This window comes from Aquitalea aquatica, assembly GCF_013911085.1.
GTDB classification, from domain to species: Bacteria; Pseudomonadota; Gammaproteobacteria; order Burkholderiales; family Chromobacteriaceae; genus Aquitalea; species Aquitalea aquatica.
Genome location: NZ_JACERN010000030.1, coordinates 1 through 22,139 on the forward strand (window position 1 = coordinate 1; position 22,139 = coordinate 22,139).

Annotated in this window: 21 protein-coding genes and 1 pseudogene; 8 read left to right on the forward strand and 14 right to left on the reverse strand. The window is 61.0% G+C overall.

The window, feature by feature from the left end; genetic code table 11:
- From H2Z84_RS10245 to ilvD, 4 genes and pseudogenes are all read right to left on the reverse strand, one after another.
- A pseudogene (locus H2Z84_RS10245) lies at positions 1-719 on the reverse strand (hypothetical protein); the annotation flags it as partial.
- A gap of 750 nt (positions 720-1,469) precedes the next feature.
- Positions 1,470-2,108: a glutathione transferase gene (gene yfcF / locus H2Z84_RS10250; protein ID WP_181835909.1), complete on the reverse strand. Its 639-nt coding sequence runs from the start codon at positions 2,106-2,108 to the stop codon at positions 1,470-1,472.
- 24 nt (positions 2,109-2,132) lie between these two features.
- Entirely contained in the window at positions 2,133-2,519 is a 387-nt protein-coding gene (locus H2Z84_RS10255; protein WP_181835910.1) for a nuclear transport factor 2 family protein, read from the reverse strand.
- Between the two features lie 81 nt (positions 2,520-2,600).
- A complete protein-coding gene (gene ilvD / locus H2Z84_RS10260) occupies positions 2,601-4,454 on the reverse strand; it encodes a dihydroxy-acid dehydratase (protein WP_181835911.1) in 1,854 nt (617 codons plus the stop codon).
- Between the two features lie 199 nt (positions 4,455-4,653).
- Between ilvD and lgt the strand changes: the two genes are divergently transcribed.
- From lgt to H2Z84_RS10300, 8 genes are all read left to right on the forward strand, one after another.
- A complete protein-coding gene (gene lgt / locus H2Z84_RS10265) occupies positions 4,654-5,505 on the forward strand; it encodes a prolipoprotein diacylglyceryl transferase (RefSeq protein ID WP_103524671.1) in 852 nt (283 codons plus the stop codon).
- A gap of 118 nt (positions 5,506-5,623) precedes the next feature.
- On the forward strand, positions 5,624-6,472 hold the full coding sequence (locus H2Z84_RS10270) for a putative selenate ABC transporter substrate-binding protein (protein WP_181835912.1): 849 nt from the start codon (positions 5,624-5,626) through the stop codon (positions 6,470-6,472).
- Positions 6,469-7,266 carry a phosphonate ABC transporter ATP-binding protein gene (locus H2Z84_RS10275; protein WP_181835913.1) on the forward strand — a complete coding sequence of 266 codons (798 nt, stop codon included), beginning with the start codon at positions 6,469-6,471 and terminating at the stop codon, positions 7,264-7,266. Before H2Z84_RS10270 ends, H2Z84_RS10275 begins: the two co-directional genes overlap by 4 nt.
- Entirely contained in the window at positions 7,260-8,828 is a 1,569-nt protein-coding gene (phnE, locus tag H2Z84_RS10280) for a phosphonate ABC transporter, permease protein PhnE (RefSeq protein ID WP_181835914.1), read from the forward strand. Before H2Z84_RS10275 ends, phnE begins: the two co-directional genes overlap by 7 nt.
- A gap of 187 nt (positions 8,829-9,015) precedes the next feature.
- Positions 9,016-9,822 carry an ABC transporter substrate-binding protein gene (locus tag H2Z84_RS10285; protein ID WP_181835915.1) on the forward strand — a complete coding sequence of 269 codons (807 nt, stop codon included), beginning with the start codon at positions 9,016-9,018 and terminating at the stop codon, positions 9,820-9,822.
- A 92-nt stretch (positions 9,823-9,914) separates the two neighbouring features.
- Positions 9,915-10,652, forward strand: coding sequence for an amino acid ABC transporter permease (locus H2Z84_RS10290; RefSeq protein WP_181835916.1), 738 nt, complete (start codon positions 9,915-9,917; stop codon positions 10,650-10,652).
- Complete coding sequence (locus tag H2Z84_RS10295; protein ID WP_181835917.1) at positions 10,649-11,323, forward strand: amino acid ABC transporter permease; 675 nt, start codon at positions 10,649-10,651, stop codon at positions 11,321-11,323. The genes H2Z84_RS10290 and H2Z84_RS10295 overlap by 4 nt, the downstream gene beginning before the upstream one ends.
- Before the next feature lie 120 nt (positions 11,324-11,443).
- Complete coding sequence (locus tag H2Z84_RS10300) at positions 11,444-12,211, forward strand: 3',5'-cyclic-nucleotide phosphodiesterase (RefSeq protein ID WP_181835918.1); 768 nt, start codon at positions 11,444-11,446, stop codon at positions 12,209-12,211.
- 122 nt (positions 12,212-12,333) lie between these two features.
- On the opposite strand, the gene H2Z84_RS10305 is transcribed toward H2Z84_RS10300, so the two are convergent.
- The 10 genes from H2Z84_RS10305 to dnaQ form a co-directional block, all read right to left on the reverse strand.
- Positions 12,334-13,098 carry a substrate-binding periplasmic protein gene (locus H2Z84_RS10305; protein ID WP_181835919.1) on the reverse strand — a complete coding sequence of 255 codons (765 nt, stop codon included), beginning with the start codon at positions 13,096-13,098 and terminating at the stop codon, positions 12,334-12,336.
- A 113-nt stretch (positions 13,099-13,211) separates the two neighbouring features.
- Entirely contained in the window at positions 13,212-13,424 is a 213-nt protein-coding gene (locus H2Z84_RS10310) for a heavy-metal-associated domain-containing protein (RefSeq protein ID WP_103524678.1), read from the reverse strand.
- Between the two features lie 16 nt (positions 13,425-13,440).
- A complete protein-coding gene (locus tag H2Z84_RS10315; protein ID WP_181835920.1) occupies positions 13,441-15,783 on the reverse strand; it encodes a heavy metal translocating P-type ATPase in 2,343 nt (780 codons plus the stop codon).
- Between the two features lie 126 nt (positions 15,784-15,909).
- On the reverse strand, positions 15,910-16,977 hold the full coding sequence (gene corA / locus H2Z84_RS10320; RefSeq protein ID WP_220272785.1) for a magnesium/cobalt transporter CorA: 1,068 nt from the start codon (positions 16,975-16,977) through the stop codon (positions 15,910-15,912).
- Positions 16,978-16,979: 2 nt separating this feature from the next.
- Complete coding sequence (ppx, locus tag H2Z84_RS10325) at positions 16,980-18,473, reverse strand: exopolyphosphatase (protein WP_220272786.1); 1,494 nt, start codon at positions 18,471-18,473, stop codon at positions 16,980-16,982.
- 145 nt (positions 18,474-18,618) lie between these two features.
- On the reverse strand, positions 18,619-19,323 hold the full coding sequence (gene phoU / locus H2Z84_RS10330; protein ID WP_124642777.1) for a phosphate signaling complex protein PhoU: 705 nt from the start codon (positions 19,321-19,323) through the stop codon (positions 18,619-18,621).
- Positions 19,324-19,449: 126 nt separating this feature from the next.
- The gene (rpiA, locus tag H2Z84_RS10335; RefSeq protein WP_103524681.1) at positions 19,450-20,109 is read right to left on the reverse strand and encodes a ribose-5-phosphate isomerase RpiA; all 660 of its coding nucleotides are present in this window, start codon (positions 20,107-20,109) and stop codon (positions 19,450-19,452) included.
- 85 nt (positions 20,110-20,194) lie between these two features.
- Positions 20,195-20,674 carry a 2-C-methyl-D-erythritol 2,4-cyclodiphosphate synthase gene (ispF, locus tag H2Z84_RS10340; RefSeq protein WP_181835921.1) on the reverse strand — a complete coding sequence of 160 codons (480 nt, stop codon included), beginning with the start codon at positions 20,672-20,674 and terminating at the stop codon, positions 20,195-20,197.
- Between the two features lie 5 nt (positions 20,675-20,679).
- Positions 20,680-21,363, reverse strand: coding sequence for a 2-C-methyl-D-erythritol 4-phosphate cytidylyltransferase (gene ispD, locus H2Z84_RS10345; protein WP_181835922.1), 684 nt, complete (start codon positions 21,361-21,363; stop codon positions 20,680-20,682).
- Positions 21,360-22,082: a DNA polymerase III subunit epsilon gene (gene dnaQ, locus H2Z84_RS10350; protein ID WP_181835923.1), complete on the reverse strand. Its 723-nt coding sequence runs from the start codon at positions 22,080-22,082 to the stop codon at positions 21,360-21,362. The genes ispD and dnaQ overlap by 4 nt, the downstream gene beginning before the upstream one ends.
- Between the last annotated feature and the right edge of the window lie 57 nt (positions 22,083-22,139).

Consider the following 22,139-nt stretch of genomic DNA (forward strand, 5'->3'; position numbering starts at 1 on the left):
ATGGGGAACAGCGTCACGCCATCAGTGTGCAGCTGCTCGCCCAGGAATTTCATCAAGGGCATGCCCCAGGCACCCACGGCACCACCCAGTTGTACCGGCGCGGCATCACCCGGCTGCTGGATGGCCACCCCCAGCAGGTAGCGCAGGAATACGCCCTCTTCTTTCAGGGTAATGGCCGCACCGTCCAGCGCTTCGCCGGCAAGGGGGGCCGCTGCATCCAGTTCACGGGTCAGGCGATACAGCTTGGCCGCATCCATAGCCACCACACTGTCCGGATGCAAGAGCTGGCCGAACACGCGGGCCTCGCCATCCGAACTCAACACCCCGTGCTGGCGCAGCAAGGCATTCAGGCCATCTTCATCAGCAATCTGCGCCGGCAGCGTCGCCTGATTCTTGCTGCCTGCCACCAGCACCAGCGGCAAGGCAAACAGGTGAGCACGGCGGCCATCCGGCTGCTCCACCGCCGCACGCAACGCATCCCAGACAATCTTATAAGTGTCTTGCGACGGCACCATCGCCAATGCGACCGAAATCGAGAGCAATTCGCCACGCTGCAGCATTTGCGCCATGGCATCACGAATGGCGACAAACCACAGCTCGCGGTCGGCATCGCTGGTGGCATTTTGTACCGACAAGGCGTTGTGGATCAGCATATTGGTCAGCGACACCGGCGGGTGGTACTGGCGCGGGTCCGGAAGAGTGAGAAGCGGCTGCGACATCATGTCATCCTGCTGAAATCGGGAAAGGGCATATTGTCGCACAATCAGCCGCGCCCGGCTCACCAAGCAAGCGCTTGACTTTCGATTTCAAACATAAGCATGTGCTAATTAGCGACAGAAACGGATATTTTTAAGCTTTTCGAAAATACTAATGTTGACACCCGAGCGCGACATCCGGATAATCCGTACTCGTTGAGATGCAGCAATTGCTTCTTGATAGTTTCTCCTCTATTTCTCCTTTGTAGACTTGGCGCGGGCCTCACGGCACCGCGCATTTTTTTGTCCATTCGCCAGGCAAGCCCAAAGAAAATCCATATAAGACAATGTTATTAAAGATTTTTTACACGGGCGGCAGTATTCTCCCTCTGGCCAAGAATCACGCTGACCACCATGACGGCCCTGTCATCTGCCACTCTGCGCATACTTGCAGCCACTGCGGCGGCAGGACATTGGAATGTACATTGGCATGTTCGAATTTGCGCAATCTTGTGCAGCAAATGAAACATATACTGTATACAAGTTCAAATTGTGACAAAAAAGAAAAACCGAACATGCGGAAATGTTCGGTCTTGCTGAGCTAGCAAGGCAAAACAGCGGGAATTGCGCTGTTGATCGGGGAATCCAGTCTGGGGACCAAACCGGAAATGATGTGACAGCGCCAGGGAAATTAAGTTCTGACTTGTAGAAAATTCCACAGCGCACATGATCAGCACTGTGGCAAGCAGTACACCGCTTAGCGGCTGCCCGACATCAGGCCAGCGCCGGGCGCGGTAGCTGCAGCCACTGCTGCACTGATGGTCGCTGCCATTGCCGGGCCGCATAGTCTGCCAGCCGCGCAGGCAGTTCATCGCCATTCAGCCGCAGGCGGTTGAGCATCAGCGCCAGATCGACATCGGCAATGCTCCACTCTGCAAACAGATGATCCCGCCCCGGTAACAGCAACTGTTCGGCAACGCGCAGCAGCTTGTGGGCGGCGCGCTGGCCGCTATCCGACAGGGGCTGTGTCACTGGCCGATAAAACACCACCAGCGTGTCGCGCTCCTGCCTGAGTGCCAGCAAATCGCTACGCAGCCAGGCCTGGATTTGCCGCGCCCGCGCCTTGTCCTGGGCCGATTGCGGGTACAAAGCCGGGCCGGGAAACAGCTCGTCGAGATATTCGGTAATGGCCGAAGACTCACTGAGCACGAAATCACCATGCTGCAAGGCGGGAACCCGCGCGGTCAGCGAGCTGAAGGCATAGGCCGGCGCATGATTGGCCCCGGCATCCAGATCCAGCGTCGACAGGGTAAAGGGCAGCTGCTTTTCCTGCAGCGCCACATACACCGACATGGCATACGGGCTGCAGTACTGGGCATCAACGGTCAGGTGTAGTGAAGCGGTATTGTTCATTGCCAAGTTCCTCCGCTGGTGACATCAATCCACACAAGCCTGGTCTAGTTGCACAGGACCGGAGACAAAGCTTGCGCTGCTTATCTTCCCTTCTTCCACGGTATACAGGCACAGCAGCTCGATCTGGCCCGGGCCTTCGGCAAAATTGCGCCTGACCATTTCGTGGTCAATCACCACCTGCCCCAGTACCTGACGCCGTAACAGCCGGGCATGCAGATCGGGCTCGGCGAAGCGGGCGATGGCCCGCTGGCGAATCTCGGCATGACCACGCGCCAGCAAGGTGGCAGGGTGCTGGTACTGGCAGGCATCTGCCGCATAGGTAGCCAGCCAGGCGTCCAGATCATGGGCGTTATAGGCGTCCAGCTGTTGCTGGACCACCTCTTCAAGGGACAAATGCAGGGTCTCTGCCATACTGGGTATTCTCCGGTGAGCACTAAGCGAAAAAAACGGCAGCCACAGCTGCCGTTCTTGCACATTCAGCGGGCAGTCCGCTTATTTTTCCACCTGGGTCACATCACGCACCGCACCGGTATCGGCGCTGGTGGTCATGGCAGCGTAGGCACGCAGGGCGGCGCTGACCGGACGCTGGCGGCCCAGCGGTTTCCAGGCATCACGACCACGGGCGTCCATGGCGGCACGGCGTGCTGCCAATGCCTCGTCGCTGATCGACAGGCTGATGCCACGATTGGGGATGTCGATCTCGATGGTATCGCCCTCTTCCACCAGACCAATCGCACCGCCTTCGGCTGCTTCCGGCGACACATGGCCGATGGACAGGCCGGAAGTGCCACCGGAGAAGCGACCATCGGTCAGCAGTGCGCAGGCCTTGCCCAGGCCCTTGGACTTGAGATAGCTGGTGGGATAGAGCATTTCCTGCATGCCCGGCCCGCCCTTGGGGCCTTCGTAGCGGATGACCACCACATCGCCGGCCACGATCTGGTCATCCAGAATGGCGGCGACTGCGTCGTCCTGACTTTCGAAAATACGGGCACGGCCGGTGAACTTGAGGATGGAATCATCCACCCCGGCGGTTTTCACGATACAGCCACGCTCGGCGATATTGCCGTAGAGCACGGCCAGGCCGCCATCCTGCGAGTAGGCATTGGCCTTGTCGCGGATGCAACCACCGGCACGGTCGTCATCCACGCCGGGGTAGCGCATGGATTGCGAGAAGGCAATGGTGGTGGGTACGCCACCCGGAGCCGCACGGTAGAAGCGGCGGGCTTCGCTGTCTTCGCCGTGGCGCATGATGTCCCAAGCTTCCAGTCCCTCGGCCAGCGTCTTGCTGTGGATGGTGGGGACATCGCGGTGGATCAGGCCGGCGCGGTCCAGCTCGGACAGAATGGCCACCACGCCACCAGCGCGGTGCACGTCTTCCATATGATATTTCTGCGTAGCCGGGGCCACCTTGGACAGGCAGGGTACCGAGCGCGAGATGCGGTCGATGTCGGCCATCTTGAAATCGACACCGGCTTCGCTGGCGGCAGCCAGCAGGTGCAGCACGGTATTGGTGGAACCGCCCATGGCCACGTCCAGGCTCATGGCGTTTTCAAAAGCCTGCTTGGTGCCGATGGCACGCGGCAGCACGCTGGCGTCGTCCTGCTCGTAATAACGCTTGGTGATATCGACGATCAGGCGGCCGGCACGCAGGAACAGCTCCTTGCGGTCGGCATGGGTAGCCACCAGGCTGCCGTTACCCTGCAGCGACAGGCCCAGTGCCTCGGTCAGACAGTTCATCGAGTTGGCGGTGAACATGCCGGAGCAGGAACCGCAAGTCGGGCAGGCGGAACGTTCCACCCGTTCCACGTCTTCATTGGAAATGGCGCTGTTGGCCGCTTCCACCATGGCGTCCACCAGGTCGAGCTTGCGGATGTCGTTGCCCCACTGCACCTTGCCGGCTTCCATCGGGCCACCGGAAACGAAGATTACCGGGATGTTCAGGCGCATGGCGGCCATCAGCATGCCGGGGGTGATCTTGTCGCAGTTGGAGATGCACACCAGTGCGTCGGCACAGTGGGCATTCACCATGTATTCCACGCTGTCGGCGATCAGGTCGCGGCTGGGCAGGCTGTACAGCATGCCGCCGTGGCCCATGGCGATGCCGTCGTCGATGGCGATGGTGTTGAATTCCTTGGCCACCCCGCCGGCGCGTTCGATTTCACGTGCCACCAGCTGGCCCATATTGTGCAGGTGGACATGACCGGGCACGAACTGGGTGAAACTGTTGGCAATGGCGATGATGGGCTTGCCAAAATCCTCGTCTTTCATGCCGGTGGCGCGCCACAGGGCGCGGGCACCCGCCATGTTGCGACCGGCGGTAGAGGTTTTGGAACGGTATTGGGGCATGTCTTGTTTCCTTGATGATTCAGATGCTTGCAGAGCACATTGCCGCTGACCACGCCTGTGTTGCAGGCAGGTCTGCCCTTTCCGGGGTGCCGCAGGATCGGGCTGGCCACATTCTGTCACGGTAATGACAGGACGCGGCGGAACGCATTCCGTATAATTTCGTCCATATTCTTTTACCGCAAACGCACCGACCTGACAAATGATCGTTCATCCGCAGTTTGACCCCGTCGCCATCCACCTGGGCCCGCTGGCCATTCACTGGTATGGCCTGATGTACCTGCTGGGCTTTGGCCTGTTCCTGCTGCTGGGCAATTACCGCATCCGCCAGGGCCATGCTTTTCTTACTTCCAAGCTGCTGGACGACCTGCTGATGTATGGCGTGCTGGGGGTGGTGATTGGCGGCCGGCTGGGTGAGGTGCTGTTTTACGAGCCGGGTTATTACTTCAGCCATCCGGCAGAGATCTTCATGGTGTGGAAGGGTGGCATGTCCTTCCATGGCGGTTTCCTGGGGGTGCTGGTGGGCATGGCCTTGTTTGCCCGCAAGCAACAACGCAGCTTCTGGGAGCTGACCGACTTCATCGCCCCACTGGTACCGCTAGGCCTGGCGGCCGGGCGTATCGGCAACTTCATCAATGGCGAGCTGTGGGGACGGGTAGCCAGCCCCGAGCTGCCGTGGGCCATGCTGTTTCCCCAGGCGCGGGCCAATGACCTAGCCGAGGGCCAGACCTCGTCCGACCTGCTGAACATGCTGATGCAGTATGGCGCGCTGCCGCGTCATCCTTCGCAGCTGTATGAATTTTTGCTGGAAGGCATCGCCCTGTTTGCCGTGCTGTGGATCTATAGCAGCAAGCCGCGCGCCCGTGGCCAGGTATCGGCGGTGTTCCTGATCGGTTACGGTCTGGCGCGTTTTGTCAGCGAGTTCTTCCGCAATCCGGATGCCGGTATTTTCGGCCACTCCTACACCATCAGCATGGGCCAATGGCTAAGCCTGCCGATGATCATCATCGGGGTGCTGCTACTGCTATTCTTCGGCAAACGCCAGCCACGCTAGGTTATAATTGCCGCTGGCAGCTTTTCGTCTGCCACCATCGCTTTATCCAGAAAGCCAGTCATCGACTGGCTTTTATTTGTCCTGCGGCCTTTCGCCCGCACCGCTAAGGAAATCTGGCATGAAAACCCTCAAGCTCACCCTGGCCACGGCCTTGCTGGCAGTCTCCGCTCTGGCCTCGGCCGAAGAAGCCGTGTTGAAAGTATCGGCCATTCCCGACGAGGCTCCTACCGAGTTGCAACGCAAGTTTGCGCCGCTGGGCCAGTATCTGGAAAAGGAGCTGGGGATGAAGGTGCAGTTCGTGCCGGTGACCGACTACGCCGCGGTGGTGACTGCGCTTAACAGCGACAAGATCGACATGGCCTGGCTGGGTGGCTTTACCTTTGTGCAGGCCAGCCTGCATGGCAAGGTGGTGCCGCTGGTACAGCGCGAGGAAGACAGCAAGTTCACCGCCAAATTCATCGTCAATACCGCTGTGGGGGCCAAATCGCTGCAAGACCTCAAGGGCAAGAGCTTTGCCTTTGGCTCGGCCTCCTCCACTTCCGGTCACCTGATGCCGCGTTACTTCCTGCAGAAGGAAGGCATCAAGCCGGAAACCTTCTTCAAGAACGTCGCCTACTCCGGCGCACATGACGCCACCGTGGCCTGGGTCGCCTCCGGCAAAGTGGATGCCGGTGCGCTCAATGCCTCGGTATGGGAAAAGCTGGTGCAAAGCGGCAAGGTGGATGGCAGCAAGGTGAAACTGCTGGCCACCACGCCGCCCTTCTATGATTACAACTGGACGGTGCGTGGCAATCTGGACAAGAAGCTGCAGGCCAGAATCAGCGCGGCTTTCCTCAAGCTGGACCCGAAAAATCCGCAAGACAAAGCCATTCTCGATCTGCAGCGTGCCAGCCGCTTCATTCCCACCAAGGCGGACAACTACAAGGGTATCGAGGCTGCGGCAGAAGCGGCAGGCCTGCTCAAGTGAGCCTGCGGTTTGACAGCGTCAGCCTGCAACTGGGCGGAACAGACATCCTGCGCGATATCAGTCTGAGTCTGGCCCAGGGGGAGCAGGCGGCGCTGATCGGCCCGTCTGGTGCCGGCAAGACCTCGCTGTTATTGCTGGCCGCCACGCGCTACTGCCCCAGCCACGGCAGCCTCAACCTGCTGGGCGACAATCCCTGGCACTTGTCGCCGCGCTGGCTGGCCGGTTTGCGTAGCCGCATCGGCATGATCTACCAAGCAGCACCGCTGCCGGCCCGCCAGCGGGTAGTGCATGCGGTGGCAGCCGGACGACTGGGCCAGATGTCCGGCTGGAGCGCACTGCGCCAACTGCTGTGGCCTGATGATACCGCCGCCATCCTGGACAGCCTGCAGCGGGTGGCGCTGGCCGACAAGCTGTGGCAACGCTGCGATCAGCTGTCCGGCGGGCAGCGCCAGCGCGTCGGCATTGCCCGGGTACTGCACCAGCGTCCCGCGCTGATGCTGGCGGACGAACCGGTGGCAGCGCTCGACCCGCGGCTGGCCGATGACACCATCCGCCTGCTGTGCGAAGAAGCCAGCACCCACCAGTCCACCCTGCTGGTCAGCCTGCACTCGGTGGAACTGGCGCTGGCTTATTTCCCGCGCATCATCGGGGTGCGCGATGGGCAGATCATGTTCGACCTGCCACGCGAGCAGGTGCATCCGGGCGTGGTCAGTGCCCTGTATGCCGGTGAAAGGCTGCGCGAGCCGGCTGAGCCGCCCGCCCCAGCAGCCAGCCGCCAGGACCTGCGATGCTGAGCAGCCATCCGCGCGATCCGGCGCGCTGGCCGCGCCTGCTTACCCTGCTGCTGTGTCTGGCCTTGCTGGCCCCCAGCTTCAGCCTGACCCAGTTCAACCCGGCTACCCTGGCCAACCCTGATAGCTGGCGCACCATGGCCGGCTTTGTCGCAGGGTTCTTCCCCATGGCGCTGCAGGCGGATTTCCTGCGCGATGTGGCACGCGAAACCCTGACCACCCTGGCCAGCGCCACCGCCGGCATCGCCCTGGCCATGCTGCTGGGTGCGCCGCTGGCCTTTGCCACCAGCCATGCCTTGCAGCGCCATGTGCTGGGCGGTGAGCGCCCTGCCCGCCTGGCCGGCTGGCTGGCCTCGCTGCTGCGCGGGCTGATGGTGATCTTGCGCGGCATTCCGGAAATCGTCTGGGCGCTGCTGTTGGTGCGGGCGGTCGGCCTGGGCAGCCTGCCTGCCGTGCTGGCCATCGGCCTCGCGTATGGCGGCATGCTGGCCAAGGTATATGCCGAGATTCTGGAATCACAAACACCTGGGCTGGCTTCTGCCCTGTATCTGCAAGGTGCCAGCCGCTGGCAGTGCCTGCTGTACGGCCTGTGGCCACAAGCCCTGCCCGAGCTGCTGAGCTATAGCGTGTATCGCTGGGAGTGCGCCATCCGCGCCTCGGCGGTGATGGGGTTTGTTGGCGCCGGTGGCGTGGGCCAGTTGCTGGACACCAGCCTGAAAATGCTCAATGGCGGTGAAGTCAGCACCCTGTTGCTGGTTTTCCTGCTGCTGGTCAGCCTGAGCGAAGGCATCAGCCTGTTGTCGCGCCGTGCCCTGGCCAGCGTGGCCGCTACCCGCATGCTGCCGGCACTGGGCCTGCTGGCCGTGGCGGCCAGCGTGCTGTGGCTATGGCCGGGCTGGCGTGATAGTGGTTTCGACACCAGCGCCATCGTGCGCTTTGCCCGGGACTTCTTCCCTCCGGCCAGCGACATGCTGACGGAAATTGGCCACGGCATTGTAGAAACCCTGGCCATGTCGGGGCTGGGCAGCGTGCTGGCTTTTATGGCTGGCGCGGTGCTGGCCATGCCGGCCGCCGGCCGCTTTGGCACTGCCGCAAAGTGGCTGAGCCGGCTTTTGCTGAATGTGCTGCGTGGCGTGCCTGACCTGCTGTGGGCATCCATTGCCGTACTGGCAGTCGGCCTTGGCCCGGCGGCCGGGGTGCTGGCGCTGGCACTGCACACCACCGGCGTACTGGGGCGGCTGTTTGCCGAAACACTGGAAAACGCCGACCCGGAACCTGAGCTGGCCTTGCAACAGGCCGGGGCCGGCAGACTGCTGGCCTTTGCCTACGGTCAGTTGCCCACGGTGTTCAGCCAGTGGCTGGCCTACACCCTGTATCGCTGGGAAAACAATATCCGCAGCGCCACCGTACTGGGCATTGTGGGTGCCGGTGGCCTGGGGCAGCAGCTGTATCTGGCACTGTCGCTGTTCCAGCAGCACCGGGCGGCCAGCCTGATCATCGCCATGCTGCTGCTGTCGTGGGCGGTGGAACAGCTCAGTCGTTATTGCCGGCAGCGCATGGGCTGAATCGTCAGCATGCACAGCGCCTTGCAACGGCAGCCTTGGGCTGCCGTTTCTTATTCCATATTCTGATAAAAAATGCAGTTTTAATCGTTTTACCTGCTGAGCAGCTGCGCCTAGCATGGGGGCCATTCACAGCAGCGCCTACCGGAGCTGACTGTCCTACCCTTCTCACTCCACAAGAGGCTTAGCCATGAAAACCCCTTCCCTGCTACTGGCACTCACCCTGCTCGGCACTGCCGGCCACGCCCTGGCCGATCGCCTGGACGACATCAAGAAAGCCGGCGTGCTGCGCGTGGCGGCCTTCGACAGCAACCCGCCCTTTGGCTTCCTGGATGCCCAGACCCACCAGATCAGCGGTCTGGATGTGGAAGTAGCCCAGGCCATTGCCAAGAAACTGCAAGTGAAACTGGAACTGGTTGCCACCAACCCGGCCAACCGCATTCCGCTGCTGGTAGCCGGCAAGGCCGATCTGGTCGCCGCCAACTTCACCGTCACCGATGAGCGCAAGAAGCAAGTGGATTTCAGCCTGCCCTACTTTGCCTCCGGTCAGCAGTTCATCGCCCGCAAGGGCAGCCTGAGCAAGCCGGAACAGCTGGCCGGCCTGCGCGTGGGTGTAGACAAGGGCACCACCCAGGAAATCTATCTGCGCGAGAAATACAGCAAGACCACCGTGGTTGCCTACGACGACACCCCGCTGGCCTTTACCGCACTGCGTAACGGCAATGTGCAAGCCATTTCACAGGACGGCTCCAAGCTGGCTGCGCTGCTGGCCAATGCCCCGGACAAGGCCAAGTACGAGCTGGCGCCGTTCACCCTGACCCGCGAGTACCAGGCCATCGGCCTGCCCAAGGGGGAAGCCCGCCTGACCAAGACAGTGAATGACACGCTGGTGGAACTGGAAAAATCTGGCCAGGCCCGCAAGATCTACGACCGCTGGTTTGGCCCCAAGACCAAGGCCCCGCTGCCGCGTGATTTCAAGATCGGCGACGCTGCCTGAGTCTTGCAACACCGCCCAAACCGGCCTGAGCGCTTATGGCGCAGGCCGGTTTTCCCGTTTCATCTCCGGATTTTTGAGCAGGAAAGATTGCCATGACACCCCCCTCCTGGCTGGGACAAGGCTGGCTGGCGCCACACTATCTGGGCTGGCTGCTGCAAGGTGCAGCCATGACTGCTGCGCTGGCGCTATGCGTCTGCCTCAGTGCCACCGTGCTGGGTGTGCTGCTAACCGCCGCACAAGATAGCAAGCAGCGCTGGCTGCAGTGGCCGGCGCGTCTGTTTTGCAGCCTGCATCGCAACAGCCCGCTGCTGGTGCAGGTTTTGCTATGGTATTTCGGCGTGGGCGGCCTGCTGCCGGATCAGGCCATGCAATGGCTGAACAGCCCGCACCAACTACCGCTGCCGCTGGGCTTGAACCTGTCCTGGCCCTCCTTTGAATGGCTGGCCGCCTGGATTGCCCTGTCCTTGTATTCGGCCTGCTTCATCAGCGGCGAACTGGCCGCCGGGCTGCGTACCGTCGGCAGCGGGCAACGGCTGGCTGGCCGGGCCCTGGGCATGAGCGAGTGGCAGATTTTCCGCTTTATCGTGCTGCCGCAGGCATTGCGCCACATCCGCCAACCGCTGCTTGGCCAGTACACCGCCATCATCAAGAACACCTCGCTGACCATGGCCATTGGCGTGGCGGAGCTGTCCTATACCTCACGCCAGGTGGAAAGCGAAACCCTGCTGGCCTTTCAGGCCTTTGCCGTGGCCACTCTGCTCTATCTGCTACTGGTGATTGCAACACAGCTGGCAGGTAGCCAGCGCAGCGCCGAGGAGCCTGGCCGATGATGCTGACCTTGCTGCATGACAATCTGGACTATCTGCTGTGGGGCAATCTCACCCGTGGCCAGCCGGGTGGCCTGCTGCTGACCCTGGGTATCAGCCTGGCTGCCGGCATGCTGGCCACGCTGGGTGGGTTGGTCGGGGGGGTTGCGCTGTGCATGGGTGGGCCGCGTCTGTGCCGGGTACTCGACACGCTGGTGCAGATTCTGCGGGCCATCCCGGTGCTGATGCTGATTTTCTGGTGCTATTTTTTGCTGCCGATTTTGTTCGGCATTGATATTCCTGGCGTGTTGACGGTGATTGCCGCGCTGGCGGTGATCAATGCCGCTTATCTCAGCCAGTCGGTCAAGGCCGGCATCGATGCCATCGGTGACGGGCAATGGCGCGCGGCCCAGGCACTGGGCATGACCCGCTGGCAAGCCTTGCGCTACATCATCCTGCCACCGGCCTTGCGCGCCATGTTGCCGTCCTTCGTCAACCAGTGGATCACCTTGCTGAAAGACAGCTCGCTGGCCTATGTGGTGGGTGTGGCGGAGTTCACCTTTGTCGCCACCCAGATCAACAATCGCGAGCAGGTCTATCCCTTGCAGATCTTCGGCCTGCTGGCCATCGGCTATCTGCTGCTGTGCAGTACGCTGGAATGGCTGGGCAGGCGGGCCGGCCGCATGCCGGCCTGAGGTCGTCCGGCCCGGCAGCACACGAGCGGGCTTGCCACCACTCGATGCACTCCGGCGCAATGCTGCGCCATCGACTACACTGGCTACAGGTTGATCCGGCTGATGAGCGAGGGGTTCCACATGCATGTCAAGGTTCTGGGTGCGTCCGCCGGTATCGGACAAGCGGCGCGTACCACCAGTTTTCTGGTTGATGGCAATTGCCTGATCGACTGCGGCAGCGGCGTTGCCGACCTCGATACCGACGCCCTGTTGCAGATCGACACCGTGCTGCTGACCCACAGTCATCTGGATCACAGCGGCAGCCTGCCGCTGCTGGCCGATGCCCATGTGACACACGGCGGCAGGGGGCTGGACGTCTATACCCAGCAGGAAACCATCAGCGCGCTGCAACAACACATGTTCAACGGCCTGCTGTGGCCGGACTACACCAAGGCGGCCCCCGGTAATATGCCGTGGGTGAGGCTGCATGCACTGGAAGTGGGTGACTCGATTCCCTTGCCCGACGGCATTGCCACCGCGCTGCCGGCCGAGCACAGCGTGCCGGCAGTGGGCTGGCTCTTGGAGGGGCCATGGCGGGCGCTGGCCTTTACCGGTGATTCCGGTCCTTGCCTGGCTTTCTGGCACTGGATCAGCCATGTCCCGTCATTGACGGATGTGATTTGCGAATTGAGTTATCTGAACGAGCAGTCGGCACAGGCGATGAAAGGTGGCCACATGTCCCCCGCCCTGCTGCTGCCACTGCTGGAAATCCTGCCACCCAATGTCCATGTGTGGATTACCCACACCGAAAACAGCCTGCGCAGCCAGATGCTGGAGCAGGTACGCAAGGAACTGCCCTCGCTATTGCACCTGCATCCACTGGAGCAAGGCATCACCATCGAGCTATGAGTGCCACTTGGAGCCGCGAACAAAAACCCTGCGGCTGCGTTGCGCCTCCTTGCCGTACTATTTGTACTATCTGCGTCGCCAGGCCTTGCACCAGAGACGCTACGCTATTTTTGTAACCGCTCTTATTCGCTCACACCATAAATGCGATTGAGTGGCTCCATGATGCGAGCCAAAGACCCATTACGCCGAACGCGCTCAAAGCCATCACGCACCTGCTGTACCAGGGCATCGCTGGTATCACGGTTAAACACCATGTACAAACCAGACTCCAGCTCGCTCAGCACATACACCGGCTCGATACCGCTGCAATCCAGGCCATGGGGGGCGCACTTGGCCAGCCCCAACGGCACCAGATCGATGCGCCCAGCCTGCAACATGGGCAGCAGCAGGTCACTGGAACTCACCACCATCAAGGTCTTGTCGCCGCCATCGGCAAAGCCCTTGCGCCGCAGGTACTCCTCGCGGAAATCCATATTGACCACGCCGATGCGATAACGCCGGGCATCATCCAGGCTGTGCACCACGACATCCCCGCGCCCCTTCTTGCGAAACAGGGCAATGCGGTTGCTCACCAGCGGACCTATCCATTTGAACTTGTTCTCACGGTCCGGCGTTCTGGCCACCGGATACATCAGCGTGCCCGGCCGGGCCAATGTAGTGGTGTAGATTCTGGCCCAGGGCTGGATTTCCACCTGGTAGGGCAAACGGGCGGCGCCCAGGGTGGCGCGCATGATGTCGGTGCAATAACCCTGGATCGCACCATTCTGCCGATAGGAAAAAGGCAGATTATCCTCGGCCAGTACCGGTATTGGTGCTGCCAGCACCTGCCCGCTGCAGACCGCCAGCCCACACCATACTGCTACCCACTTGATCGAAAAGCGCATCATCGCGTCATCTGCGGCTTGTAGCCGTCTGCTTGTAAACGACTGATGCCGGTCAGGGACCGGCATCTGCAATGACAGCAGTATAAGTGTTTATACCGATAGCCGGTACTTATTCATTAGCTGGCGACTACCTCGAAGCCGGCATCCACCACGGCGGCGGCCAGCTCCTCGGGCGACACGGTAGCCGCATCGTAAACGATGTGTGCCTGCTTGTTTTCCAGGCTGACCTCGGCACTGCTGACACCAGCCATGGTGGACAACACCTTGCTGATGCTGTTGGAGCAGCCAGCGCAGGTCATCCCTTCGATATTCAGTTTCAGTTCGCTCATGCTTGTTCCTTTCAGTTTATTTCCAGCGGCGCAGCAGCAGCGAATTGCTGACTACCGACACCGAGCTCATGGCCATGGCAGCACCTGCCAGCACCGGATTCAGCAGCCCCAAGGCCGCCAGCGGAATGCCCAGTACATTGTAGATAAAGGCAAAAAACAGGTTCTGCCGGATCTTGCCCAAAGTGGCACGCGACAGACGGATGGCATCGGCTACCTGCTGTACATCACCACGCATCAGGGTGATGTCGGCGGTTTCCAGCGCTACATCCGAACCGGCCCCCATGGCGAAGCTGACATCCGCCACGGCCAGCGCCGGCGCATCATTGATGCCATCACCCACCATGGCTACCTTCAGGCCTGTTGCCTGGATTTCGCGCAGTGCATCCGCCTTGTCCTGCGGCCGCAAGCCAGCGCGGTAGTCGTCGATGCCGGCTTCCGCAGCAATGGCAGCGGCTGTCGACGGATTATCGCCGGTGAGCATGATGACCCGCACCCCCATTTGCTGCAAGCTGCGCACCGCAGCCGCCGAGGTGGGACGCAAGCGGTCGGCAATGGCCAGCAAGCCCAGCAAGACGCCATCGCGGGCAAGCGCAATCACGCTTTGCCCCGGCGCACTCCACGCGGGAGGCAAGGGCTGATTGCTGGCCCACTCCGGCCGCCCGACCCGTATTTCACCGTAACCGGCGAGGTGGGCAATCACCCCCTGCCCTACTTCGGCGCGGAAGGACTGCACCGGCAACAAGGATAGCTGACGCGCCGCCGCCTGCTGCAGCAGGGCCAGGGCTAGCGGATGCTCCGAACCGCTCTCTGCACTCGCCGCCAGGCACAACAGCCGGTCCTGGTCACCATCAGCTGCCCAGATGCTGGTCAGTTGTGGCCGACCTTCGGTCAGTGTCCCGGTCTTGTCCACCACCAGCAGCTGGATGCGGCCAGCCGTTTCCAGCGCTGCGGCATTGCGAAACAGCATGCCACGGCTGGCTCCCTTGCCTACCCCCACCATGACGGCAGTCGGGGTCGCCAAGCCCAGCGCGCAGGGGCAGGCAATCACCAGCACCGCTACGGCATTGATCAGTGCCTGACTCCAGTCGCCCAACCACCAGCCGTTCAGTAGCAAGGTCAGCGCCGCCAGGCCAGCCACCACCGGCACAAACACCCCGGCAATACGATCGGCCAAGCGCTGGATCGGTGCCTTGCTACCCTGCGCCTGGCCAACCAGCCGGATGATTTCCGCCAGCTGCGTGTGGGAACCAACACTGCCAGCCCGTATTTTCAGCATGCCTTGCAGATTGCGGGTAGCGGCATACACCTTGTCACCCACATCCTTGGCCACCGGCATGCTCTCACCGGTCAGCATGCTTTCGTCGAGGCTGGCCTTCCCTTCCAGCACCACGCCATCCACAGGCAGGCTTTCACCATGACGCACCAGCACCACATCGCCCACTTGCAGCTGGTCAACTGCGATCTCCTGCAGGCTGCCGCCCCGCTCTATGCGTGCCGTGCGTGGTGCCAGCCGCAGCAGGCTGGCAATAGCCCCTGCACTCTTGCCACGTGCCCGCGCCTCCAGCAGCTTGCCCAGTAATACCAGGGTAATCACCGCCGCACTGGCCTCGAAATACACATGCTGGTGCTGCCAACCCGACAGGGTAACCACGGTGGACAGCAGCCAGGCCATGCTGGTGCCCAGCGCCACCAGCACATCCATATTGGCGCCGCCGCTGCGCAGCGCATGCCAGGCTCCGCGATAAAAGCGCCAGCCAATGATGAACTGCACCGGGGTTGCCAGGGCCAATTGCAGGCCGCGTGGCAACATCAGCTGGTGCCAGCCGAACAACATGGCCAGCATTTCCAGGAAAAATGGCAGCGTAAGCAGCGCGGAGACGGCAAACCACAACAGTTCGCGCCGGTACGACTGCATCTGCTGCCCACCATCCTGGCTGGCAGCCTGCTGTAGCGTGGCAGTGAAGCCGGCCTTGGCCACTGCGGCAATGGCATCGGCCGCCTGCAGCGTGCCCGGCGCAAACTGCAGGCGCGCAGTGGCCGTGGCGAAATTGACCTCGGCCTCCAGCAGCGGCAGTTTGTTCAGCACTTTTTCCAGCCGTACCGCGCAGGCAGCACAGCTCATGCCGGCGATATCCAGTTGCAGTTGCTGCAGCGGTACGCTGAAACCGGCTTTGTCGATGGCGGCCTGCAGCTGCGCGATGGTGGTGGTGTCGGGCCGATAACGGATAACGGCCTGCTCGCTGGCAAAATTGACATTGGCACTGACATCCTCCAGCCGGTTCAGCACCTTCTCCAAGCGGACGGCGCAGGCAGCGCAACTCATTCCGGCAATGGGCAGGGTAATGGCAGATTCATTCATGACAGCCTCCTTGATATTTCAGTATATACCCCCAAGGGGTATATGAAAACCATCATTACCAAAACTGCAGGCATGAAAAAACCGCAGGGCCCATGGCGCTGCGGCTGGGGGAGCAACGGGGGTGGCTCAGATCCAGTTGCGCTTCCAGAACAGCCAGATCAGCCCGCCGGCAATGGCAGCCATCAATCCCAGTACACCAAAGTACCCATAGTGCCAATGCAGTTCTGGCATGTTCTCGAAATTCATGCCGTAGATGCCGGCAATCAGCGTCAAGGGCATGAAAATCATGCTGAACACGGTGAGCACACGCATCTGCAGGTTCAGCCGGTGCGACTGGGTAGACAGATACAGGTCCAGCATATCGGCTACCATTTCGCGGGACATTTCCAGAGATTCGATGACATGCATGGTGTGGTCGTAGGCATCACGCAAATACACCTGGGTTTCCGGGCGGATCAGCCGATATTCGCCGCGCAGCATCGTCAGCAGCATCTCGCGCAGCGGCAGAATGGAGCGGCGCAGCTTGAGGCAGTCATGCTTCAGCCGTTGCACCTTGTTCAGCACACCTTGCTCACGGCCGTGCAGCAGCAACTGGTCGGTACGCTCGACATGCTCGGTAAACTGGCTGAGCACGCCGAAATAGTCGTCGATGATGGCATCCAGCAATGAATAAGCCAGATAGTCCGCCCCCTTGCTGCGCAGCACACTGTGCGGATTGCGCAGCCGCTCGCGCACCGGCTCGAAGACCCCGGTCGGCCTTTCCTGAAAGCTCAGGACGAAGTTTTCGCCCACCACCAGATACATCTGGTCGTAGCTGAGCCGGCCACCATTTTTGGGAAAATCGAACACCCGCGTGGCGATGAACAGATAGTCGCCATAGTCTTCCAGCTTGGGCCGCTGCCGGTTGTTCAGAATGTCTTCCTGCACCAGCGGGTGTAGCTGGAAACGCTCGCCGATAGCCTGCATCACGGCAGGGTCGTGCAGACCATAGACATTGAGCCACAAGACTGGCTGTTCCGGCTGATAGGCCAGCCCCGCCGCGATACTGTCAAAACGGTTTTCACTCAGCTGCTGCGGACCGAACTCCACCAGGGCAAGACTGGAGCTGGGTAATTTCTGCTCACCGACTGGCAGCAGGCTACCGGGTGCCTCACCCAGGCTGGGCACCCGTTGTTTCACTTCGGCATGGCGCATGATTAGAGCTTGCTGACGTCGAGTTCGAAACCGACATTCTTCCACTGCAGCACTTCCTGGCGGAAGGCGCTGGCAGTCAGCGGATTATCATTCAGCCAATTCTGACTCATGGTCAGCACAAAACCTTTCACATCCAGCTTCAGATCCAGCAATTCCGGCAGGGTGATGGCCATGCGGCTGCGATAGAACAATACCGCCAGCCGCAGCGCAACTACGGCCTGCCACAAGGCAGGGTCGTTCACCACCTGCAGCATCTTGCCCATGTCGCCGCGATGGCCCAGCACGATGGTAGCCAGCATGGCCTGCTCACGCTTGGAAAAACCCGGCATGTCGGCATTCTGCAGGATATAAGCCGAATGCTTGTGGTAAGCGGTATGGGCGATGGTCAGGCCGATTTCATGCAGCCTGGCGGCCCAGATCAGCCGCTTGAGCATGTTCTGGTCCACATCCTCACCAGCCACCATGCGGTACAACCGCTCGGCCAGCACTTGCACCCGCTCGCTTTGCGGCACATCCACGTGATAACGGCGCTTGAACAGCTGTACCGTGCTTTCGCGCATATCCTTTTCGCGCTGGCGGCCCAACAGGTCGTACAGCACGCCATCACGCAGCGCACCTTCAGCCACGGTCATCTTGCTGATGCCCAGCTCTTCGAAAATGGCAATCATGATGGCCAGCCCACCCGGCAGCACAGGCAGCCGGTCAGCCTTCAGCCCATTCAGGCTGAGGTTTTTCAGGGACTCACGCTTGATCAGCTCGGCCCGCAATTGCAGCATGCCTTCCAGCGTGATGTCGGAAGCCGACCAGTCGTTGATTTCCAGAATATCGCGCAGTGAACGGGCAGTGCCCGAGGTACCCACCGCCAGTTGCCACTCTTCCGGACGGTATTCGGTGGTAATGCGCTGGATTTCATTGCGCGCGGCCAGCGTGGCATCGGCGAAATTGCTGCGGCTGAGCTTGCCGTCGGCAAAGTAGCGCAGGCTGTAGCTGACACAGCCCAGCGGCAGGCTTTCGGTTACATGGGCCTTGAACTGGCTGCCGATGACAAACTCGGTCGAGCCGCCACCGATGTCCACCACCAGCCGTCTTTCCTTGGTAGCAGGCAAGGAGTGCGCCGCGCCGATATACACCAGCCGTGCCTCTTCGCGCCCGGCGATGATTTCGATGGGGAAGCCCAGCAGTGCTTCGGCGCGCTGGATGAAATCGGCCGAGTTTTTCGCCACCCGCAGGGTATTGGTGCCGACGATACGCACCTGCGCCGGGCTGAAACCACGCAGGCGCTCGCCAAAACGAGCCATGCAGGCCAGGGCTTTTTCCTGGGTGGCGTCGTCCAGGTATTTGTCGGCAGTCAGGCCGGCGCCCAGACGCACGGTTTCTTTCATGGCGTCCAGCGGGTAAAGCTGGTCTTCTACAACGCGGGATACTTGCAGACGAAAGGTGTTGGACCCCAGGTCGACCGTGGCCAGCACATCCGGGGTGGGCAGGGTTGTGGTCAAAGGCTAGCCTTTTCCAATTTGGTTTGCTGCGCAGCCATGTTCAGGGCTCCGCCTGTACCGGGCTACGCCATGGATTATTCAATAAAAAATGGCAGTAACATGCGCGATGTTACCGCCATTTGTGCCCTTGCGTCATTGCGCTTGATCAGTGGCCCAGGGTTTCCCGCTTGATGGTTTCCAGCGAGGTGTGGCGGATGTCCTTGCCCTTGACCAGATAAACCACGTACTCGGAGATGTTCTTGGAATGGTCGCCAATGCGTTCGATGGCCTTGGAAATGAACAGGGTGTCGATGGACATGCTGATGGTGCGCGGGTCTTCCATCATGAAGGTGATCAGCTGGCGCAGTTCGGCGGCGAAATCGTCGTCCAGCCGCATGTCTTCTTCGGCCAGTTCCAGTGCCGCGCTGGCATCCAGCCGGGCAAAGGCATCCAGTGCGCGGCGCAGCATGGCCAGGGCCACTTCCGCCATTTTGCGGATTTCGCGGAAACGCGGCATCTGGTAGCGCTCGGACTGGTAGATAGTTTTACCCATGCGGGCTATTTTTTGCGCCTCGTCACCAATGCGCTCCAGATCGGTAATGGTCTTGATCACGGTGATGATGATGCGCAGGTCGCTGGCAGCCGGCTGACGGCGCGCGATGATGTGCTGGCAGTCGTCGTCGATGGTGACTTCCATGGAGTTGACCAGCGCATCTTCGGCAATCACCTTGTCAAACTTGGCGATGTCACCGGACATGAGCGCATCGATAGCAGAGAGGATCTGTTGCTCCACCAGGCCGCCCATTTGCAGGACGCGGGTGCGGATGGTTTCCAGTTCCATGTCAAACTGCTTGGAGATGTGTTCTGCCATGTCTGCCTCTTAAACGAATCCGGATTTCAAAGAATGGATGATGGTAAGCCTGCTGGATGACAGGCTGATGACATTTAATCAAAACGGGCCTGTCAGCGACAGGCCCGGCGACATGCGACAACGGGCTTAGCGAATGACTTCCACGCCATCCTGACGGCCCAGCACCAGTACATCGGCGCGACGACGGGCAAACAGACCACAGGTCACGACACCGGCGATATGGTTGATGGCTTCCTCCAGCTCGACCGGGGTGTTGATGGTGAGACCATGTACGTCAAGAATCAGGTTGCCGTTGTCGGTGACCACGCCCTGGCGCAGTTCCGGGTGGCCGCCCAGCGCTACCAACTGGCGGGCTACCGAGCTGCGCGCCATCGGAATGACTTCGATCGGCAGCGGGAACTTGCCCAGCTTGAGCACGTACTTGCTTTCATCGGCGATGCAGATGAACTGCTCGGCTACACTGGCCACGATTTTCTCGCGCGTCAGTGCTGCGCCACCGCCCTTGATCATGTGCAGGTGATGGTTGATTTCATCCGCACCATCGATATACACCTCGAGCTTTTCCACCTCGTTCAGCTCGAATACCGGAATGTGGTGTGCTTTCAGGCGGGCGGTGGAGGCTTCCGAGCTGGATACCGCGCCCTTGATACGGCCTTTGATGGTGGCCAGTTCTTCAATGAAGAGATTGACCGTGCTGCCAGTGCCCACACCGACGATACAGTCGTCCGGCACGAATTCCAGCGCCTTTTGGGCCACGGCCAGCTTGAGTTGGTCTTGGGTCAGCATGTTGATACCTCCATCAGGTGAGTTCGATTCCGCATTCAGACAGGGATTATCCCACATCGGCTGGCTTCTGTCGGTGCGCCAGCCATCACTGCGCCGGCATCAGCAGGCAAATGGCCTGCGCTTCGATTGCCTCGCCACGTCCCAGATAGCCCAGTTTTTCATTGGTCTTGCCCTTCACATTGACCGCATTCACGGCAATGCCCAGGTCGGCAGCAATGCAGGCACACATGGCATCGATGTGCGGTGCCAGTTTGGGGCGCTGCGCGATCAGCGTGGCGTCCACATTCACCACTTGCCAGCCAGCCGCCCTTACCCGTACCGCCGCTTCGCGCAACAATACCCGGCTATCGACACCTTTGAAGCGCGCGTCGGTATCCGGAAAGTGCCGGCCGATATCGCCCAGTGCGGCAGCTCCCAGTATGGCATCGGTAATCGCATGCAGCAGGGCATCGGCATCGGAATGCCCCAGCAGGCCATGGCTGTGCGGAATGGTCACCCCCCCCAGGACCAGCGGGCGGCCTTCCACCAGCTGATGCACGTCGTAACCTTGTCCAACTCGGAACATGCTGTTCACTCCTTTCTTGCGGCCAGAATGGCACGCGCCAGCGCCAGATCGCGCGGGTAGGTCACCTTGAAATTCTGTGCATCCCCCTCCACCAGGCGGGGTTTGTGTCCATATTGCTCGACAGCGGAGGCTTCATCGGTGATATCCGTCACATTGGCCGCAGCCAGCGCCTCGGCCAGCAGCCCGGCGCGGAACATCTGTGGTGTCTGCGCCAGCCACAGTCCCTGACGCGGCACGGTGGCGCTGATGCGCCCTTCGCCATCAGCCCGCTTCACCGTATCCGGCACCGGCAAGGCCAGCAAGCCGCCTACCGGATCGTCAGCCAAGGTGGCAATCAGCCGCTCCACGGCAGCGACAGACAGGCAACAGCGCGCCGCATCATGCACCAGCACCCAGTCCTGCTCGCTGGCTTCCATGGCCTGCAAACCATTGCGCACGCTTTCGGCGCGGCTGGCACCGCCCACGCGCAGCACCCTGAGCTTGGGCAGGTCCCATTCGAAATCATCGAACCACTCATCACCCGGTGAAATCACCACCACTACCTGGCTGATGGCTTCCACCTGACACAGTACCTGCAAGGTGTGCCACATCAGCGGACGATTGTTCAGTTGCAAGTACTGCTTGGGGCTGGGACCGCCAAAACGGCTGCCGGAACCGGCGGCCGGTACCAGGGCAAGATAACGGCTCATGCAGCATCCCCTGCCGGTGGGTTCTCCAGCGTGCGCCACAGGCAACTGCCCTTGACCGCCTTGTCCAGGTCACCCAGATAGCTCTGATGTGCGGCCAGTTCTTCCTCGCTGGCCCGGCGTACCGACAAGGGCTTGCGCTCGAACTGGATGTCGCCGGCCTGCTGGCTGCCATTGTCGACATCGATATCCATGACCAGGCTTTCCTGGCCCCGGGTCATCCACAAGTAAACTTCCGACAGCAGCTCACAGTCGATCAGCGCGCCGTGCAGGGTACGGTTGGAGCGGTCGATTTCAAAGCGGTCACACAAGGCATCCAGGCTGTTGCGCTTGCCGGGAAACTGGTCACGCGCCATGGCCAGGGTGTCGGTCACCTGCTCGGCCACATCCTTGATGCGTGGCAGGCCCATGCGGTCAAATTCGGCATTGAGGAATTTAACGTCAAACGGCGCGTTATGGATGATCAGCTCGGCCCCACGCATGAAGTCGGCCAGTTCGGCCGCCACCTGAGCAAAACGCGGCTTGCCCTCCAGCGAGGCCAGCGAAATGCCGTGCACCCGCTCGGCATCCGGATCGATATCTCGCTCCGGGTGAATGTAAACGTGCAGATGCTTGCCGGTCAGCTTGCGGTTCACCATTTCCAGACCGGCGAATTCAATGATGCGATGGCCCTGATCAGGGTCGAGGCCAGTGGTTTCAGTATCGAGAATGATCTGTCTCATGCTGCTGCTTTCGGACGGACCGGCCTGCGCCGGTCGCAATCAATAAATCTATCTGGG

What these genes read in the sequence shown, in the direction of transcription:
- yfcF (WP_181835909.1), bottom strand. Translation starts at nt 2,108, where the DNA reads ATGAACAATACCGCTTCACTACACCTGACCGTTGATGCCCAGTACTGC.
- H2Z84_RS10255 (WP_181835910.1), bottom strand. Translation starts at nt 2,519, where the DNA reads ATGGCAGAGACCCTGCATTTGTCCCTTGAAGAGGTGGTCCAGCAACAG.
- ilvD (WP_181835911.1), bottom strand. Translation starts at nt 4,454, where the DNA reads ATGCCCCAATACCGTTCCAAAACCTCTACCGCCGGTCGCAACATGGCG.
- lgt (WP_103524671.1), top strand. Translation starts at nt 4,654, where the DNA reads ATGATCGTTCATCCGCAGTTTGACCCCGTCGCCATCCACCTGGGCCCG.
- H2Z84_RS10270 (WP_181835912.1), top strand. Translation starts at nt 5,624, where the DNA reads ATGAAAACCCTCAAGCTCACCCTGGCCACGGCCTTGCTGGCAGTCTCC.
- phnE (WP_181835914.1), top strand. Translation starts at nt 7,260, where the DNA reads ATGCTGAGCAGCCATCCGCGCGATCCGGCGCGCTGGCCGCGCCTGCTT.
- H2Z84_RS10285 (WP_181835915.1), top strand. Translation starts at nt 9,016, where the DNA reads ATGAAAACCCCTTCCCTGCTACTGGCACTCACCCTGCTCGGCACTGCC.
- H2Z84_RS10290 (WP_181835916.1), top strand. Translation starts at nt 9,915, where the DNA reads ATGACACCCCCCTCCTGGCTGGGACAAGGCTGGCTGGCGCCACACTAT.
- H2Z84_RS10295 (WP_181835917.1), top strand. Translation starts at nt 10,649, where the DNA reads ATGATGCTGACCTTGCTGCATGACAATCTGGACTATCTGCTGTGGGGC.
- H2Z84_RS10300 (WP_181835918.1), top strand. Translation starts at nt 11,444, where the DNA reads ATGCATGTCAAGGTTCTGGGTGCGTCCGCCGGTATCGGACAAGCGGCG.
- H2Z84_RS10305 (WP_181835919.1), bottom strand. Translation starts at nt 13,098, where the DNA reads ATGATGCGCTTTTCGATCAAGTGGGTAGCAGTATGGTGTGGGCTGGCG.
- H2Z84_RS10310 (WP_103524678.1), bottom strand. Translation starts at nt 13,424, where the DNA reads ATGAGCGAACTGAAACTGAATATCGAAGGGATGACCTGCGCTGGCTGC.
- H2Z84_RS10315 (WP_181835920.1), bottom strand. Translation starts at nt 15,783, where the DNA reads ATGAATGAATCTGCCATTACCCTGCCCATTGCCGGAATGAGTTGCGCT.
- corA (WP_220272785.1), bottom strand. Translation starts at nt 16,977, where the DNA reads ATGCGCCATGCCGAAGTGAAACAACGGGTGCCCAGCCTGGGTGAGGCA.
- phoU (WP_124642777.1), bottom strand. Translation starts at nt 19,323, where the DNA reads ATGGCAGAACACATCTCCAAGCAGTTTGACATGGAACTGGAAACCATC.
- rpiA (WP_103524681.1), bottom strand. Translation starts at nt 20,109, where the DNA reads ATGCTGACCCAAGACCAACTCAAGCTGGCCGTGGCCCAAAAGGCGCTG.
- ispF (WP_181835921.1), bottom strand. Translation starts at nt 20,674, where the DNA reads ATGTTCCGAGTTGGACAAGGTTACGACGTGCATCAGCTGGTGGAAGGC.
- ispD (WP_181835922.1), bottom strand. Translation starts at nt 21,363, where the DNA reads ATGAGCCGTTATCTTGCCCTGGTACCGGCCGCCGGTTCCGGCAGCCGT.
- dnaQ (WP_181835923.1), bottom strand. Translation starts at nt 22,082, where the DNA reads ATGAGACAGATCATTCTCGATACTGAAACCACTGGCCTCGACCCTGAT.